The 14,350-nt window shown below is 48.6% G+C and carries 17 protein-coding genes; 8 read left to right on the top strand and 9 right to left on the bottom strand.

Annotated elements, in window-relative coordinates:
* Positions 1-34: 34 nt before the first annotated feature.
* A complete protein-coding gene (gmhB, locus tag M979_RS21610) occupies positions 35-601 on the bottom strand; it encodes a D-glycero-beta-D-manno-heptose 1,7-bisphosphate 7-phosphatase (RefSeq protein WP_064556334.1) in 567 nt (188 codons plus the stop codon).
* Positions 602-791: 190 nt separating this feature from the next.
* Here gmhB and metN point away from each other — a divergent pair, with 190 nt between their 5' ends.
* From metN to proS, 6 genes are all read left to right on the top strand, one after another.
* Positions 792-1,823 carry a methionine ABC transporter ATP-binding protein MetN gene (metN, locus tag M979_RS21605; RefSeq protein WP_034461037.1) on the top strand — a complete coding sequence of 344 codons (1,032 nt, stop codon included), beginning with the start codon at positions 792-794 and terminating at the stop codon, positions 1,821-1,823.
* Positions 1,816-2,469, top strand: coding sequence for a methionine ABC transporter permease MetI (locus M979_RS21600; RefSeq protein WP_034461035.1), 654 nt, complete (start codon positions 1,816-1,818; stop codon positions 2,467-2,469). Before metN ends, M979_RS21600 begins: the two co-directional genes overlap by 8 nt.
* A 44-nt stretch (positions 2,470-2,513) precedes the next feature.
* Positions 2,514-3,329 (top strand): methionine ABC transporter substrate-binding lipoprotein MetQ, encoded by an 816-nt coding sequence (gene metQ, locus M979_RS21595; RefSeq protein WP_034461034.1) that lies wholly within the window; start codon positions 2,514-2,516, stop codon positions 3,327-3,329.
* A gap of 114 nt (positions 3,330-3,443) precedes the next feature.
* Positions 3,444-3,848 (top strand): Rcs stress response system protein RcsF, encoded by a 405-nt coding sequence (gene rcsF, locus M979_RS21590; RefSeq protein ID WP_064556333.1) that lies wholly within the window; start codon positions 3,444-3,446, stop codon positions 3,846-3,848.
* Positions 3,845-4,552, top strand: coding sequence for a tRNA (N6-threonylcarbamoyladenosine(37)-N6)-methyltransferase TrmO (tsaA, locus tag M979_RS21585; protein ID WP_064556332.1), 708 nt, complete (start codon positions 3,845-3,847; stop codon positions 4,550-4,552). Before rcsF ends, tsaA begins: the two co-directional genes overlap by 4 nt.
* 113 nt (positions 4,553-4,665) lie before the next feature.
* Positions 4,666-6,384 (top strand): proline--tRNA ligase, encoded by a 1,719-nt coding sequence (gene proS, locus M979_RS21580; RefSeq protein WP_064556331.1) that lies wholly within the window; start codon positions 4,666-4,668, stop codon positions 6,382-6,384.
* Between the two features lie 65 nt (positions 6,385-6,449).
* On the opposite strand, the gene nlpE is transcribed toward proS, so the two are convergent.
* Genes nlpE through M979_RS21565 form a run of 3 tightly spaced genes read right to left on the bottom strand, consistent with a single transcriptional unit; the run spans position 6,450 to position 8,145 of the window.
* Positions 6,450-7,145 (bottom strand): envelope stress response activation lipoprotein NlpE, encoded by a 696-nt coding sequence (gene nlpE / locus M979_RS21575; RefSeq protein WP_064556338.1) that lies wholly within the window; start codon positions 7,143-7,145, stop codon positions 6,450-6,452.
* Between the two features lie 38 nt (positions 7,146-7,183).
* Entirely contained in the window at positions 7,184-7,603 is a 420-nt protein-coding gene (arfB, locus tag M979_RS21570; protein ID WP_034460825.1) for an alternative ribosome rescue aminoacyl-tRNA hydrolase ArfB, read from the bottom strand.
* On the bottom strand, positions 7,603-8,145 hold the full coding sequence (locus M979_RS21565) for a YaeQ family protein (RefSeq protein WP_034460826.1): 543 nt from the start codon (positions 8,143-8,145) through the stop codon (positions 7,603-7,605). The genes arfB and M979_RS21565 overlap by 1 nt, the downstream gene beginning before the upstream one ends.
* 206 nt (positions 8,146-8,351) lie before the next feature.
* Between M979_RS21565 and M979_RS21560 the strand changes: the two genes are divergently transcribed.
* A complete protein-coding gene (locus M979_RS21560; RefSeq protein ID WP_034460828.1) occupies positions 8,352-8,552 on the top strand; it encodes a YaeP family protein in 201 nt (66 codons plus the stop codon).
* Positions 8,539-8,799, top strand: coding sequence for a Rho-binding antiterminator (gene rof, locus M979_RS21555; protein ID WP_034460830.1), 261 nt, complete (start codon positions 8,539-8,541; stop codon positions 8,797-8,799). The genes M979_RS21560 and rof overlap by 14 nt, the downstream gene beginning before the upstream one ends.
* A gap of 45 nt (positions 8,800-8,844) precedes the next feature.
* On the opposite strand, the gene M979_RS21550 is transcribed toward rof, so the two are convergent.
* The 5 genes from M979_RS21550 to accA all read right to left on the bottom strand — a co-directional run bounded on the left by M979_RS21550 (position 8,845) and on the right by accA (position 14,341).
* Positions 8,845-9,156 carry a c-type cytochrome gene (locus M979_RS21550; RefSeq protein WP_034460832.1) on the bottom strand — a complete coding sequence of 104 codons (312 nt, stop codon included), beginning with the start codon at positions 9,154-9,156 and terminating at the stop codon, positions 8,845-8,847.
* Positions 9,153-10,463, bottom strand: coding sequence for a tRNA lysidine(34) synthetase TilS (gene tilS, locus M979_RS21545; protein WP_064556337.1), 1,311 nt, complete (start codon positions 10,461-10,463; stop codon positions 9,153-9,155). Before tilS ends, M979_RS21550 begins: the two co-directional genes overlap by 4 nt.
* A gap of 63 nt (positions 10,464-10,526) precedes the next feature.
* Positions 10,527-10,916 (bottom strand): VOC family protein, encoded by a 390-nt coding sequence (locus M979_RS21540; RefSeq protein WP_064556330.1) that lies wholly within the window; start codon positions 10,914-10,916, stop codon positions 10,527-10,529.
* 56 nt (positions 10,917-10,972) lie between these two features.
* Positions 10,973-13,114, bottom strand: a complete 2,142-nt coding sequence (locus tag M979_RS21535; protein WP_064556329.1) for a lysine decarboxylase LdcC — start codon at positions 13,112-13,114, stop codon at positions 10,973-10,975.
* Positions 13,115-13,381: 267 nt separating this feature from the next.
* On the bottom strand, positions 13,382-14,341 hold the full coding sequence (gene accA / locus M979_RS21530) for an acetyl-CoA carboxylase carboxyl transferase subunit alpha (protein ID WP_034460838.1): 960 nt from the start codon (positions 14,339-14,341) through the stop codon (positions 13,382-13,384).
* Positions 14,342-14,350: the final 9 nt, after the last annotated feature.

Raw genomic sequence — 14,350 nt, 5'->3', positions numbered from 1 at the left:
TAATTACCAACCGCACACTTTTTAAGCATTGTGCCTATTTTTGGCGCGATTTTATCGCTTTTGGCAGATCCGCTAGGCTATTAATGACAAAATCAGCCGCAGCTTCACTTTGTTCAGTGACTGGCTTGCCAGTGCGAACCAATACTTTTGTCCCTACTTGAGCAGCTGATGCCGCCTGCATGTCTTCCAATTTGTCACCAACCATATATGAAGAAGCCATATCTATGTGAAGGAACTCTTGAGCTGAGAGCAACATGCCCGGCTGCGGTTTACGGCAATCACAGGTTTGTCGAAACTCTTCTACTATAGCCTCAGGGTGATGTGGGCAGTAATAGATACCATCAAGATCAACACCACGGTCTGCTAAAGACCAGTCCATCCATTCCGTCAGATTTTCAAAATCACCTTCCGTAAACATGCCACGGGCGATGCCTGATTGGTTGGTGACAAGAACCAATGCATAGCCCATTGCTTTTAACTCACGCATTGCGTCAATCACACCATCAATGAACTCGAACTGATCAACTTCATGGACATAGCCATGATCAACATTAATGGTGCCATCACGATCGAGAAAAATAGCGGGAACAGACTGTGCCACTTGGAAACTCCTGAAACTGGGATTATTAGCCGTAGTATCGCATGATTTCTTATCCGGGCGAGAATAGACAATCATTCGCGGATTGATTTAGACGTCTGGATGCCTTAACATCCATATTGATATCGGTCATCGCCCGTTATCGGCAGCAGAAAATGCCACGGCTTACACTCATACGATAATAAATAACCTAATGATTAAACTTTCGAATATCACCAAAGTGTTCCAACAAGGGAATCGCAGCATACAGGCGTTGAATAACGTCAGCCTGCATGTTCCTGCTGGGCAAATTTATGGCGTTATCGGCGCATCCGGTGCTGGGAAGAGCACTCTTATCCGCTGTGTAAATCTACTTGAGCGCCCAACTGAGGGTTCAGTACTGGTCGATGGCCAGGAACTGACAACGCTTTCTGAAGGCCAACTTACTAAAGCACGCCGTCAGATTGGCATGATTTTCCAACATTTTAATTTGCTCTCATCCCGCACTGTTTATGGCAACGTCGCATTGCCTTTAGAGTTGGACAATACTCCGCGCGAAGAAGTTAAGCGTCGAGTTTTCGAGCTACTTGATTTGGTCGGCCTGAGTGAAAAGCATGATGCTTACCCTGCCAATCTTTCTGGCGGGCAAAAACAGCGTGTCGCTATTGCTCGCGCACTGGCCAGCAATCCAAAAGTGTTGCTGTGTGATGAGGCCACCAGCGCACTCGACCCAGCAACAACGCGTTCGATTCTCGAACTACTGAAAGATATTAACCGCCGCCTTGGTCTGACTATTCTATTAATTACCCATGAAATGGATGTCGTAAAACGCATCTGTGATTGTGTTGCGGTAATTAGTGACGGTGAGTTAATCGAACAAGATACCGTGAGCGAAGTGTTCTCTCATCCGAAGACCCCACTCGCACAACAGTTTATTCAATCCACTCTGCATCTGGATATTCCTGAAGATTACGCGCAGCGCTTAAGCACAGATAAAAGCGAAACTACCGTTCCGCTGCTTCGCCTGGAGTTTACTGGCCAATCTGTTGATGCACCGTTACTTTCCGAAACTGCACGCCGCTTTAATGTGAATAGCAATATCATCAGTGCGCAGATGGATTACGCCGGTGGCGTGAAATTCGGCATCATGCTGTGCGAATTGCATGGAGAACATCAGGATATGGACGCTGCTATCGCCTATTTGCAGCAGCAACATGTAAAAGTAGAGGTGCTGGGTTATGTCTGAGCCAATGATGTGGTTACTTTTAAAAGGCGTGTATGAAACGCTGGCGATGACGTTTGTGTCTGGCTTCTTTGGCTTTGTACTCGGCTTGCCTGTCGGCGTATTGCTCTATATTACCAGGCCTGGGCAGATCAGCGCTAACACGAAGGTTTATAACAGCCTGTCGGCGTTGGTAAATATCTTCCGTTCTATTCCGTTCATTATATTGCTGGTTTGGATGATTCCATTTACCCGAGCCATTGTCGGAACGTCTATTGGTCTGCAAGCCGCTATCGTTCCACTAACCGTAGGTGCGGCACCATTTATTGCGCGTATGGTGGAAAACGCCCTGCTGGAAATCCCATCGGGCCTGATTGAAGCTTCTCGTGCAATGGGCGCAACACCCATGCAGATTATTCGCAAAGTTCTACTGCCAGAAGCACTACCGGGTCTGGTCAATGCTGCAACCATCACACTGATTACCCTGGTTGGCTATTCTGCTATGGGCGGTGCCGTTGGTGCCGGCGGTTTAGGTCAGATTGGTTATCAGTATGGTTATATCGGATATAACGCTACCGTGATGAATACGGTATTAGTGTTATTGGTGGTATTAGTGTATTTAATTCAATTCTCAGGCGATCGTATCGTCCGGGCAGTGACTCACAAATAATACATTCAACACAACATCATTTTTACACATAGTAAGGAAGGGATATGTCTTTTAAATTAAAAACCTTTGCAGCAGTTGGTGCTCTGATTGGTTCTCTGGCACTTGTGGGTTGCGGTCAGGACGAGAAAGATCCAAACCATATTAAAGTTGGCGTCATCGTTGGTGCTGAACAGCAGGTTGCCGAAGTTGCGCAGAAAGTCGCAAAAGAGAAATATGGCCTGGATGTTGAGCTGGTGACCTTTAACGACTACGTTCTGCCTAACGAAGCGCTGAGCAAAGGCGATATCGATGCTAACGCCTTCCAGCACAAACCATACCTGGATCAGCAGATCAAAGACCGTGGTTACAAACTGGTTTCTGTAGGTAACACATTCGTGTATCCAATTGCAGGCTACTCCAAAAAAATCAAATCATTGGATGAGCTGCAAACTGGCGCACAGATTGCTCTGCCAAACGACCCAACTAACCTTGGTCGTTCCCTGTTGCTGCTGCAGAAACAAGGTCTGATCAAACTGAAAGATGGTGTTGGCCTGCTGCCAACAGTTCTGGATGTGACTGAGAATCCTAAAAACCTGAAGCTGGTAGAACTGGAAGCGCCACAACTGCCACGTTCTCTGGACGATGCCCAGATTGCCCTGGCGGTTATCAACACCACCTACGCAAGCCAGATCGGCCTGACTCCAGCAAAAGACGGTATCTTTGTTGAAGATAAAGACTCTCCATATGTAAACCTGATCGTTTCACGCGAAGATAACAAAGACGCTGAAAACGTGAAGAAATTCGTTCAGGCTTACCAGTCTGACGAAGTTTATGAAGCAGCAAACAAAGTCTTCAACGGCGGCGCAGTAAAAGGCTGGTAAGTTTCCAATCTTCTATTTTTGCGTAAATAATCTAAGACGGGCTAATGCCCGTCTTGTTATTTGTACGAGAGCTTGGTTCAATAATCGCGTTTTATCATTCATTGAGGAAAAATTATGCGTGCTTTACCGATCTGTTTATTAGCAGTCATGCTGAGCGGCTGTACGATGCTAAGCAGATCCCCTGTTGAACCTGTTAAAAGCACTGCAACAGCGCCAGCACCAGACCCCGCTAAGCCTAAAGCTCCACGTCCAGCACCAGTAAGAATCTATACCAATGCTGAAGAGTTAGTCGGTAAACCATTCCGCGATCTCGGTGAAGTCAGTGGCGATTCGTGCCAGGTGAGCAATCAGGATTCACCACCGAATATCCCGACAGCTCGTAAACGCTTACAAGTAAACGCATCAAAAATGAAAGCAAATGCGGTCTTACTCCATAGCTGTGATGTCACCAGCGGCACGCCAGGATGTTACCGTCAGGCTGTTTGCGTTGGTTCGGCGTTAAACGTTTCTGCAAAATGACAGCATTTAGTTTCGAGCAAATTGGCGTTATCCGCTCTCCTTATAAAGAGAAGTTTGCCGTCCCCCGCCAACCAGGTTTAGTGACTGATGGCGGCGGCGAATTGCATTTACAACCTCCCTACAATGTGGCGGATGCCGTTCGTGGCCTCGAAGGTTTTAGTCATTTATGGCTGCTATTTGTCTTTCACCAAACAATGGAAGGTGGCTGGCGTCCTACGGTTCGCCCACCGCGTCTGGGTGGGAATGCGCGTATGGGGGTTTTTGCCACTCGTTCAACCTTCCGCCCGAATCCCATAGGTATGTCGCTGGTTGAACTGAAAGGCATTCGTTGCCAAAAAGATCAGGTCATTTTGCAGTTAGGCAGTCTCGATTTGGTCGACGGCACCCCCATCGTTGATATCAAACCCTACTTGCCGTTTGCGGAAGCCGTGCCAGAAGCCATAGCGGGTTATGCACAAAACGCACCTGCAGCCGATATGCCGGTATATTTTACTGCTGATGTGCAGCAGCAATTACCGGTGCTGGATGAACGTTATCCTTACATTGAGCGTTTCATCCGCCAGGTGCTCGCACAAGATCCTCGTCCGGCCTATCGTAAAACGGAAGATGCAGGTAAAACCTATGCCGTTTTATTGCTGGACTTTAACGTTCGCTGGCGTGTTACCGACCAAGGTTCAGAAGTGTTTGCAATTGAGACCCGTTAATTTATCGCCCTTCTCTTTTGACATCCCTGCCACACTGGTAAACTAAAACACTTATTTTGCATCAGGCTACTCAGGTAGCCAGTTATCTGCCGTTCAAATGGAACCGTAACAACATGCGTACTAGCCAATATCTGCTCTCCACACTGAAGGAGACACCAGCCGACGCCGAAGTCATCAGTCACCAACTGATGCTGCGCGCCGGGATGATCCGCAAACTCGCTTCTGGTTTGTATACCTGGTTGCCGACCGGTCTGCGCGTCCTGAAAAAAGTCGAAAATATCGTGCGTGAAGAGATGAACAACGCCGGTGCCATCGAGATGTGCATGCCCGTGGTTCAGCCCGCAGATTTGTGGCAGGAAAGTGGTCGTTGGGAACAATACGGTCCAGAGCTGTTACGTTTTGTTGATCGTGGCGATCGTCCATTTGTTCTCGGCCCAACTCACGAAGAAGTCATCACTGACCTGATTCGTAACGAACTGAGTTCTTACAAACAACTGCCGCTGAACTTCTTCCAGATCCAGACGAAGTTCCGTGACGAAGTGCGCCCACGTTTCGGTGTAATGCGCTCCCGTGAGTTCCTGATGAAAGATGCCTACTCTTTCCATACCTCTCAGGAATCCTTGCAAGAAACTTACGATGCGATGTATCAGGCTTACAGCAAAATCTTCAGCCGTATGGGTCTGGATTTCCGCGCGGTAGAAGCAGATACCGGCTCCATCGGCGGCAGCGCATCTCATGAATTCCAGGTGCTGGCACAGAGCGGTGAAGACGATGTTATCTTCTCAACCGATTCTGATTACGCGGCGAATATTGAATTTGCTGAAGCTGTCGCTCCAGCAGGTGGCCGCGCGGCACCGACTGTTGAAATGACGCAGATCGACACGCCGAACGCAAAAACCATCGCTGAGCTGGTTGAGCAGTTCAATCTGCCAGTTGAAAAAACAGTGAAGACTTTGATGGTCAAAGCCACCGAAGGCAGCGCTTATCCGCTGGTTGCTTTGTTGGTTCGTGGCGATCACGAACTTAATGAAGTTAAAGCAGAAAAACTGCCACAAGTTGCCAGCCCACTGACTTTCGCGACCGAAGAAGAAATTCGTGCGGTAGCTAAAGCAGGCCCAGGTTCACTTGGCCCAATCAACCTGCCAATTCCTGTTGTTGTTGACCGTTCCGTTGCGGCAATGAGCGATTTCGCGGCTGGCGCTAACATCGACGGTAAACACTTCGTCGGTATTAACTGGGAACGTGATGTTGCACTACCAGAAGTGGCCGACATCCGTAACGTAGTTGAAGGCGATCCAAGCCCGGATGGTAAAGGTACTTTGCTGATCAAACGCGGTATCGAAGTGGGGCATATCTTCCAGCTCGGCACCAAGTATTCAGAAGCGATGAAAGCTTCTGTTCAGGGTGAAGATGGCCGTAACCAGACTCTGACCATGGGTTGCTACGGTATCGGTGTGACTCGCGTAGTTGCTGCTGCTATCGAACAGAACAACGACGAGCGTGGTATTGTTTGGCCAGATGCGATTGCACCATTCCAGGTTGCGATTCTGCCAATGAACATGCACAAATCTTTCCGCGTTAAAGAGCTGGCAGAAGAGCTGTACTCAACACTGCGTGCCAAAGGCATCGACGTGTTAATGGATGACCGTAAAGAGCGTCCTGGCGTAATGTTTGCAGATATGGAACTGATTGGTATTCCTCACACTGTCGTTATCGGCGATCGCAACCTCGATAGCGAAGAAGTTGAATACAAAAACCGCCGTGAAGGTGAGAAGCAGATGATCAAAACCGGCGAAATCATTGATTTCTTGCTGGCACAGATTCAACGCTAAGACTAGGCATGAAGTAAAAAGCCCCGCTAAGTGAATAGCGGGGCTTTTTTATATCTATTTGTTTATCAATCGTGGCAGCTTTTCTTTGGCTCAAATTTGGCTGCTCGGTCCGCAACAACTGTTTTCTTCAACTCGCCGCTATCTGGTGAAGCCTGCAAAGTAAAGTGAGCATCAACCACCAGCAACACGGGCTGATAATCCTCTCCCCGCGCAGCCGCGTATCCACGTTCTAGTTCTGCGTTACTGGCCACAGCGAATGTTTTCCCTGTAGAGCAATCCTGGAAAATCGCCGCATCAGCCATGTATTTATACATACCTTTCATGGTCATTGGCGTTGCAGGTAACGCTTCTTTACTTGGCGTCAGAGTGTAATTGAGCTGAGACTCAATCGAGTTACCTGCCCTATCTAACATCTCCAGGTTATCACCCTTCGGGCGGAAATAGAGTTTTTCGCCGTCACGTTCAGTGAGAACCAATTTATCCGCGGTGCGTGCCCAGCTACCGTAAGAAGCAAATACTGCCGGTTCTTTCGCGTCCTGATAACGCTGATTCATCACCCAGGTACCGTCTTTTTCCAAAAATAGCGAAGTTTCGATACCAGAACAATCTGCACAGGGTAAAACGCCCTGGTAACTTTGTTGCATCGGCTGCAACTCTGCGGCTTGCGTCGGTTGCAAGGTTTGAACTTCAGCCCGATTATTACAGCCAAAAAGCGCAAACAAGCTGCACACGGCAATTGCTGACAATAGAATCTTTTTCACCATCTCTTCCTTCTGCTGGTCAATTTCTTTGCCGTTCGTCATTCAGGGCGACGGACTTTCCCGCGTAATGATTTCGTCGTTGATTTCTGCGATTTAGATGCGAGGCGGCGCTCTTTTGAGGCTCGTGTAGGCCGCGTCGCTCGTCTGCTTTTCTGCTCAACGGTTAATTCCTGAATCAATGAAATGAGTCTTGCGACGGCAGCTTCACGATTCATTTCCTGACTACGGTACTCCTGCGCCTTTATCACTACCACGCCATCCGGCGTAATAAGATGGTGGCTGACCGCTAACAAACGCTCTTTATAATACTCTGGCAGGCTTGAGTCGCGAATGTCAAAACGCAAATGGATTGCCGTTGAGGTTTTATTCACATGCTGACCACCCGCTCCCTGCGCGCGGATAGCCGTAATGGTGACTTCATTGTCCGGTATTGTTACCGTCCGGGACACCACAATCATCAATGATGCTGCCATGCCGTAAAGTGAATTTCGAGATTATTCTCAGCATCAGATAACCAGATCGCACCGTCCTGAATGGTGGCCTGTAAGTTCATCGAACGGGTACCAAACTCACACAACTTTGCCAATTGCTCATCATCCAGATACCAGATAGACAAGTTTTGATATTGCTTGAGTTTGTTCTGATGCTGCTGCCACCAAACTTCAGCGGCACGGCTGTTATAGGTAAACAGCGCCACTTCCGCAGACTGGCTGCAAGCTTTTTTCAGGCGTTTTTCATCTGGCAGACCCAGTTCAACCCACAGGTCAATGCCCATATGATCGTTACGCTGCCAGATTTCTGGCTCGTCTTCAGCACTTAAACCACGGCTAAATTGCAGACGCTCGTTGGCGTATTTAATCCACGCCAGCAGGCGAAGCATCATACGTTCTTGCGTTTCCGAAGGATGGCGCGCAAGCGTCAGGTTGCTATCCAGGAATTGATTGCGATCGAGATCGGCAACATTCACCATCGCTTTATAGATTGTCGCTTTTAACGCCATCACACTTCTCCGAACTCAATTAGGCGCTCATTGTAACCAAAACCTCGCTAAAACGCTGTTATGTATTCATTCAAGTAGAGGGTTACGCTGCTGATATCGGTTTCATCCCTGTGGTATAGTCACCTTGCTAAACAGAGTTTATCTTCGTAGGCTTAAACTGGCATCCCACGATTAAGTCTGAGGTCGGGACTCTGAAAGGAGGGCATGTGGAAAAGTATTGTGAATTAGTACGGCGGCGCTATGCGGAAATAGCCAGCGGAGATTTGGGTTACATTCCCGATGCACTAGGTTGCGTTTTGAAGGTGCTGAACGAAGTGGCTTCCAACGAAGCACAACCAGAATCTATTAGGGAACAGGCGGCGTATGCTGCCGCGAACTTACTGGTGAGCGATTATGTCAATGAATGATGCCTATCAACCCATCAATTGTGATGACTATGACAATCTCGAGCTCGCCTGCCAGCATCACTTATTATTGACGCTGGAGCTAAAGAGCGGAGAAGTTTTCAAGGCGAAAGCCAGTGACCTGGTGTCTCGTAAAAACATCGAATATTTGATTCTCGATGATGCCGGAGCCACTCGCGAAGTTCGTCTCGATAAAATTACCAGCTTCAGCCATCCTGAAATTGGTACTGTCGTAGTTAGCGAATCCTGATACGCAAAGTATCCGCATGCGTGGGCAGCCCAGGGCTGCCCTTTTTTATGGCTTCATTGAAGCGTAATAAGCCGCCAGATTGCTGATGTCCTCATCAGACAAACCGCTAACGTACGCTTTCATCACTTCAGCTTGCCCACCGCTACGCTCGCCCTTTTTATATGCCTTCAACGAATGCTCAAGATATGCCTCGTTTTGTCCTGCCAGGTTTGGGTACATGGGTACAGAAACTTTCCCCGTTGCACCATGACAGGCAACACACATCATTGCTTTTTGCTCACCAGCTTGCGCATCTCCTTTTGCCATTACCGGCTGGGCACACAAAATAAGACCCGCCAAAATAATCATTCTCTTCATTGCTGATTCTCCTTTTGCCAGTCGACACGCCAGCATGATTGTTCCGTTGCTTTCCCATCCTGGGTAACAAAAACGCCCAGAGCTGCAATCAGTTGTTCGCCATAATATAACAGCGGTGTTCGCGCACGTTGCCATGGCGGAATACCCAATTCTTGCCAGATTTTTTTCAAACTCCGACCACGCTCGCGCCCTACAATATGGAACTGCCCGGAAGCCTTAAAACGGATGGTAACGGGTTCGTCAATACGAGGGGCCCGAATTTCCTGCCCGCCAGTCGCGCATTGCAACGTTCCCAGACCATCTGGCAACGTTAATGGGGCAAAAGGTACAGACCAAGAAATGATCTCATCATCTACTCCATTCATCAACGGCAACCAATACAATGCCCCCTGATAACGGCGAACTTCAAAGTTGCCAAATTTCAAACGGGGGTTGGCATCTTCACGGCTGGTGGCAACCTCATCCCACAGGTGTGCCAGCGCTGCTCGCGAAGGCATAGCGGCTTTTTGGCGGGCAAACCAGCGGCGTAACAATGCCGCACGGCGGATATCACTGAGCATCTTTAGAGGCTCAATAAGTAATGAGCCATCGTCCTGAATCAGCGCCTCTAGTTGTTCGGCAAGCAACTCATCAAGTAACTGCTCTTGTTCTCCACATAACTCAGCGCTGCGCGCAACGCTTTGCGGGAAATGAGGCCAACGCTGCTGGATTTCAGGCAATACATGCAGACGCAAGAAATTACGGTCGTAGCTATCATCCTGATTACTTTCGTCTTCTATCCATGTTAATTGGTACTCACTCGCCCAGGCTTCAAGATCTTTGCGTGTTTTCCCCAGCAACGGTCGAATTAATTCTGTCTCACCAAACGGCAAACGCTCTGGCATAGCGGCCAATCCTGCAGGACCACTTCCCCGCTTTAAGGCCAGCAAAAACGTTTCGCATTGATCATCAAGATGCTGCGCAGTCAGTAAAACTTCGTTTGACTGTATGGTTTCGGCCAGCGCTTGATAACGTGCTGCTCGCGCATGGGCTTCAATCCCAAATCCATCATCAACCAGCTGCACTCGTTTTACTTCAAACGGAACGTTCCATTGCTCGCAAATTTTCCGGCAATGCTCCGCCCATTCATCGGCAAAAGGACTTAGCCCATGGTGAATATGCATTGCGCGAATATGAAAATTCGCAGCCTGTGTATCACGAAGCGTAACCAACTGATGAAGCAATACCGTGGAATCCAGCCCACCACTAAACGCCACCAGCAAATTTGGGTGCGGCTGCAGTAATGTGAATAGAGGACGAAGTTGCATAGTCAGTAGTTTAAATAAGGATTTGCCCAGCACGTTACTGGGCAACGACATATCAGGCAAGCGTTACTGCTGATAAAGCTCAAGCGGTAAACCATCAGGGTCATTAAAGAAAGTAAAACGCTTGTCGGTGAAAGGATCGATACGAACCGGCTCACACTTCACGCCATGCTCCTCAAGATGAACAATCGCGTTGTCGATATCGTCAACGCTAAATGCCAGATGGCGCAAGCCACAAGCTTCAGGGCGACTCGGCCTTGCAGGCGGAAATGGAAATGAGAACAGCTCGATGACATATTGCCCATTCAACGCCAAATCCCCTTTCCATGAATCTCTCTCTTCACGGTACGCTTCCGCTTGCAGAGTAAAGCCAAGAATATCGCAGTAAAAATGCTTACTGGTTGGGTAATCCGACGCAATGATAGCGATGTGGTGAACTTGCTTTAAACCCAGCATAAATGCTCCTTTGTCTTTTTCGCACGGTAGCTATCATGTTTCGCTAAATCAATAGGCTACATATTTTTTAAGACTCTTACACGATAGATACCATCCTCGCCAAGCTTAGCCCCGTGAATATCCGTTTCAAAGCCGGGATAGTGCTCGCCTACTGAACACAGCATCAGTAGAAAATCGAGTACCGCACGGCTCTCGTTGGTGATCATCTCACCAGGCATCACAACTGGCACACCTGGCGGATACGGCAGGATCATGTTTGCTGAAACACGATTTAGCAGTTGCTCTATTTCGACCGTTTCAACGTTACCTTTCACTTGCTGTTGATAAGCCTTGTGCGGAGTCATTTTCATTTCAGGAAGCACATCAAAAGCACGCAGCATCAGGTCAGAAAGATTATGCTGTTTAATCAGTTTGTGGATACCTTGCGCCAAATCCTGAATGCGCATATTGCGGTAAAAATCAGGGTCTTCGGCATACAAATCTGGCAGCATGTTTTTCACGCGCAGATTGAGATCGTAAGAGCGTTTAAACTCCGTCAAGCCACGCAGCAAACTTAATGCCTTGGTTTTGTCTATCCCAATACTGAACAAGAACAGCAAGTTATACGGGCCTGTTTTTTCGACCACAACGCCACGCTCATCGAGGAACTTCGCCACCAGCGCAGCGGGAATCCCTTCTTCTGCCATCGTCCCTAACTCATCCATGCCAGGTGTCAGAATAGTGACTTTAATCGGGTCGAGGTACATATGGTCGGCATCAGCATCTTTGAATCCATGCCAGTTCTCTTCACCTGGTGAAATTGGCCAACAGGCGGCTTCATCGATGTATTCCGGCTGCCAGATATCGAAGAACCAGTCTTCAGACTCTTCACGCAGGCGCTGAACTTCACGACGGAAATGCAATGCACGTTCTACAGAACGGTTAATCAACCGCTTACCAGGATTGCCACGCAACATCGCAGCCGCCGTTTCAATCGATGCCACCAGGGGATAACTTGGCGATGTGGTGGTATGCATCATGTAGGCTTCGTTGAAGGTTTCCTCATCGTAATCACCTTTGATATGAATAAGGGATGCTTGCGATAACGCCGCCAGTAGCTTATGCGTGGACTGGGTTTCGTAGATAACCTTGCCCGGCACACGCTCGCCACTCATACCGCTTTTGCCCTGATAAATTGAGTGGAAGTTAGTGTATGGTACCCAGGCAGAATCGAAGTGAATCGACGGTACATCCAGAGTCTTTTTGATAAATTCGGTGTTATAAAGCAAACCATCGTAAGTCGAGTTGGTGATAACCGCATGCACTGGCCACTGCGCGTTTTCAGTCGCCGCAACTTTCGCCTCGATACTTTCGCGCATAAATTCCCGCTTCGGGATGCCACCCAGTATTCCCAGCGCGTTGCGCGTCGGTTTGAGCCAGATGGGAACCAGGTCTGTCATCATCAACAAATGGGTTAATGATTTGTGGCAGTTACGGTCAATCAGCACCGTGCTTCCTGAAGGGGCGGCGTACATGCCAACGATTTTATTCGACGTGGATGTGCCGTTGGTCACCATGTAACTCTGCTCCGCACCGAAAGTGCGGGCGATATACTCCTCGGCTTCCAGATGCGGACCGGTATGATCCAGCAACGATCCCAGCTCCGTCACCGAAATAGAGACATCCGCCTTCAGCGTATTCGCGCCAAAGAAGTCATAGAACAAGCACCCTACCGGACTTTTGAGATAAGCCGTGCCAGCCATATGGCCAGGCGTGCAGAAAGTGTATTTCCCTTCGTTCACATAATTGAATAACGCTTTGGTTAACGGCGGAGTGATATTGTCCAGATATTCATTGGTGTACTGGCGAATGCGCAGGGCGATATCGTCTGCCGCACTCAGGGCGTATTCAAAGAACCACAGCGCCATGCGCATTTCGTTAACGCTGACATCCAGCGAAGAGTGGGTATTGATAAACGCATACAGCGGCAAATATTCATTCAGCGAATTAATTTCACTGCACAAATCCAGGCTGTACTCATCCCAGTCAAAAATGACGCCACAAATACGCGGATTATGTTCAATGAGTTTGAGCAGGTCGTTGCTGTTGGTGGGGTAAATGAGCCGAAAACCTTGCACTTCCAGCGCCTGATGCAGCTCTTTGATCGGCTCATCTTTGTAGAAAACGCCGTGCGTCCCCATAATTGCAATAATATTCAATGCTCACCTCCTGGAAAAACCTATAGGTAAGCATAGTTTATTGAAAAGTGGCTGAGGACAAGGGCTGAGGTGTAAAGCTTTATAAAGTGTGGAATTCAGATAATAAAAAAGGCCAGAATCTCTTCTGACCTTCTTCTTCAATATACCCGTTAGCATTCGAGTTGCAGGTAGGCGGCAGGGAACTTATCCCGATGAGCTTACTAAGGTAAGTGATTCGGGTAAGTGAGTGCAGCCAACGCCCCTGCAGCTTGAAGGATTATGGGTATATCACGCGTAGCCATAGCTCATCAGACGATGATAACGACGAGCCAGCAGCTCTTCGGTATTCAGCACGTCCAGGTCGGCAAGATCAGCCAGCAATTGCGCTTTCAGTGAAGCAGCCATTGCTTCCACGTTACGGTGTGCACCGCCCAGTGGTTCAGGGATAACGGTATCAATCAGCTTAAGCTCTTTCAGGCGCGGAGCAATAATGCCCATTGCTTCTGCGGCGATTGGTGCTTTATCAGCACTTTTCCACAGAATTGAAGCACAGCCTTCTGGAGAGATAACAGAATAGGTGCTGTATTGCAGCATATTCACTTTATCGCCCACACCGATTGCCAATGCACCACCAGAACCACCTTCGCCAATTACGGTACAGATGACCGGCACTTTCAGGCCAGACATTTCACGTAAGTTGCGAGCGATAGCTTCTGACTGACCGCGTTCTTCCGCACCCACACCAGGATAAGCTCCCGGGGTATCGATGAAGGTAATGATTGGCATTTTGAAACGCTCAGCCATTTCCATCAAACGCAGTGCTTTACGGTAGCCTTCTGGTGCTGGCATACCAAAGTTACGGCGGATCTTCTCTTTAGTCTCACGGCCTTTCTGATGGCCAATGACCATAACAGGACGACCATCAAGACGCGCAATCCCACCAACAATAGCTTTATCGTCAGCATACGCACGGTCACCCGCGAGTTCATCGAACTCATCAAAAGCGAGACGCAGGTAATCAAGCGTATACGGGCGCTGCGGGTGACGCGCCAGTTGAGCAATCTGCCATGCTCCTAAATCGGCAAAGATCTTACGTGTGAGTTCTACGCTTTTTTCACGCAGACGCTGCACTTCTTCGTCCAGATTAATATCTAACTTTTCGTCCTGACGGCTAACTGCAGTCAGGGAATCAATTTTCGCTTCCAGCTCTGCAATCGGCTGTTCAAAATCGAGGAAATTCAGACTCATAATATTCCT

The organism is Buttiauxella noackiae ATCC 51607 (assembly GCF_001654865.1).
Lineage (GTDB): Bacteria > Pseudomonadota > Gammaproteobacteria > Enterobacterales > Enterobacteriaceae > Buttiauxella > Buttiauxella noackiae.
This window is presented reverse-complemented; position numbering and strand designations above follow the sequence as displayed.

What these genes read in the sequence shown, in the direction of transcription:
- metN (WP_034461037.1), top strand. Translation starts at nt 792, where the DNA reads ATGATTAAACTTTCGAATATCACCAAAGTGTTCCAACAAGGGAATCGC.
- M979_RS21600 (WP_034461035.1), top strand. Translation starts at nt 1,816, where the DNA reads ATGTCTGAGCCAATGATGTGGTTACTTTTAAAAGGCGTGTATGAAACG.
- metQ (WP_034461034.1), top strand. Translation starts at nt 2,514, where the DNA reads ATGTCTTTTAAATTAAAAACCTTTGCAGCAGTTGGTGCTCTGATTGGT.
- rcsF (WP_064556333.1), top strand. Translation starts at nt 3,444, where the DNA reads ATGCGTGCTTTACCGATCTGTTTATTAGCAGTCATGCTGAGCGGCTGT.
- tsaA (WP_064556332.1), top strand. Translation starts at nt 3,845, where the DNA reads ATGACAGCATTTAGTTTCGAGCAAATTGGCGTTATCCGCTCTCCTTAT.
- proS (WP_064556331.1), top strand. Translation starts at nt 4,666, where the DNA reads ATGCGTACTAGCCAATATCTGCTCTCCACACTGAAGGAGACACCAGCC.
- arfB (WP_034460825.1), bottom strand. Translation starts at nt 7,603, where the DNA reads ATGATTGTGGTGTCCCGGACGGTAACAATACCGGACAATGAAGTCACC.
- M979_RS21565 (WP_034460826.1), bottom strand. Translation starts at nt 8,145, where the DNA reads ATGGCGTTAAAAGCGACAATCTATAAAGCGATGGTGAATGTTGCCGAT.
- rof (WP_034460830.1), top strand. Translation starts at nt 8,539, where the DNA reads ATGTCAATGAATGATGCCTATCAACCCATCAATTGTGATGACTATGAC.
- M979_RS21550 (WP_034460832.1), bottom strand. Translation starts at nt 9,156, where the DNA reads ATGAAGAGAATGATTATTTTGGCGGGTCTTATTTTGTGTGCCCAGCCG.
- tilS (WP_064556337.1), bottom strand. Translation starts at nt 10,463, where the DNA reads ATGCAACTTCGTCCTCTATTCACATTACTGCAGCCGCACCCAAATTTG.
- M979_RS21540 (WP_064556330.1), bottom strand. Translation starts at nt 10,916, where the DNA reads ATGCTGGGTTTAAAGCAAGTTCACCACATCGCTATCATTGCGTCGGAT.
- accA (WP_034460838.1), bottom strand. Translation starts at nt 14,341, where the DNA reads ATGAGTCTGAATTTCCTCGATTTTGAACAGCCGATTGCAGAGCTGGAA.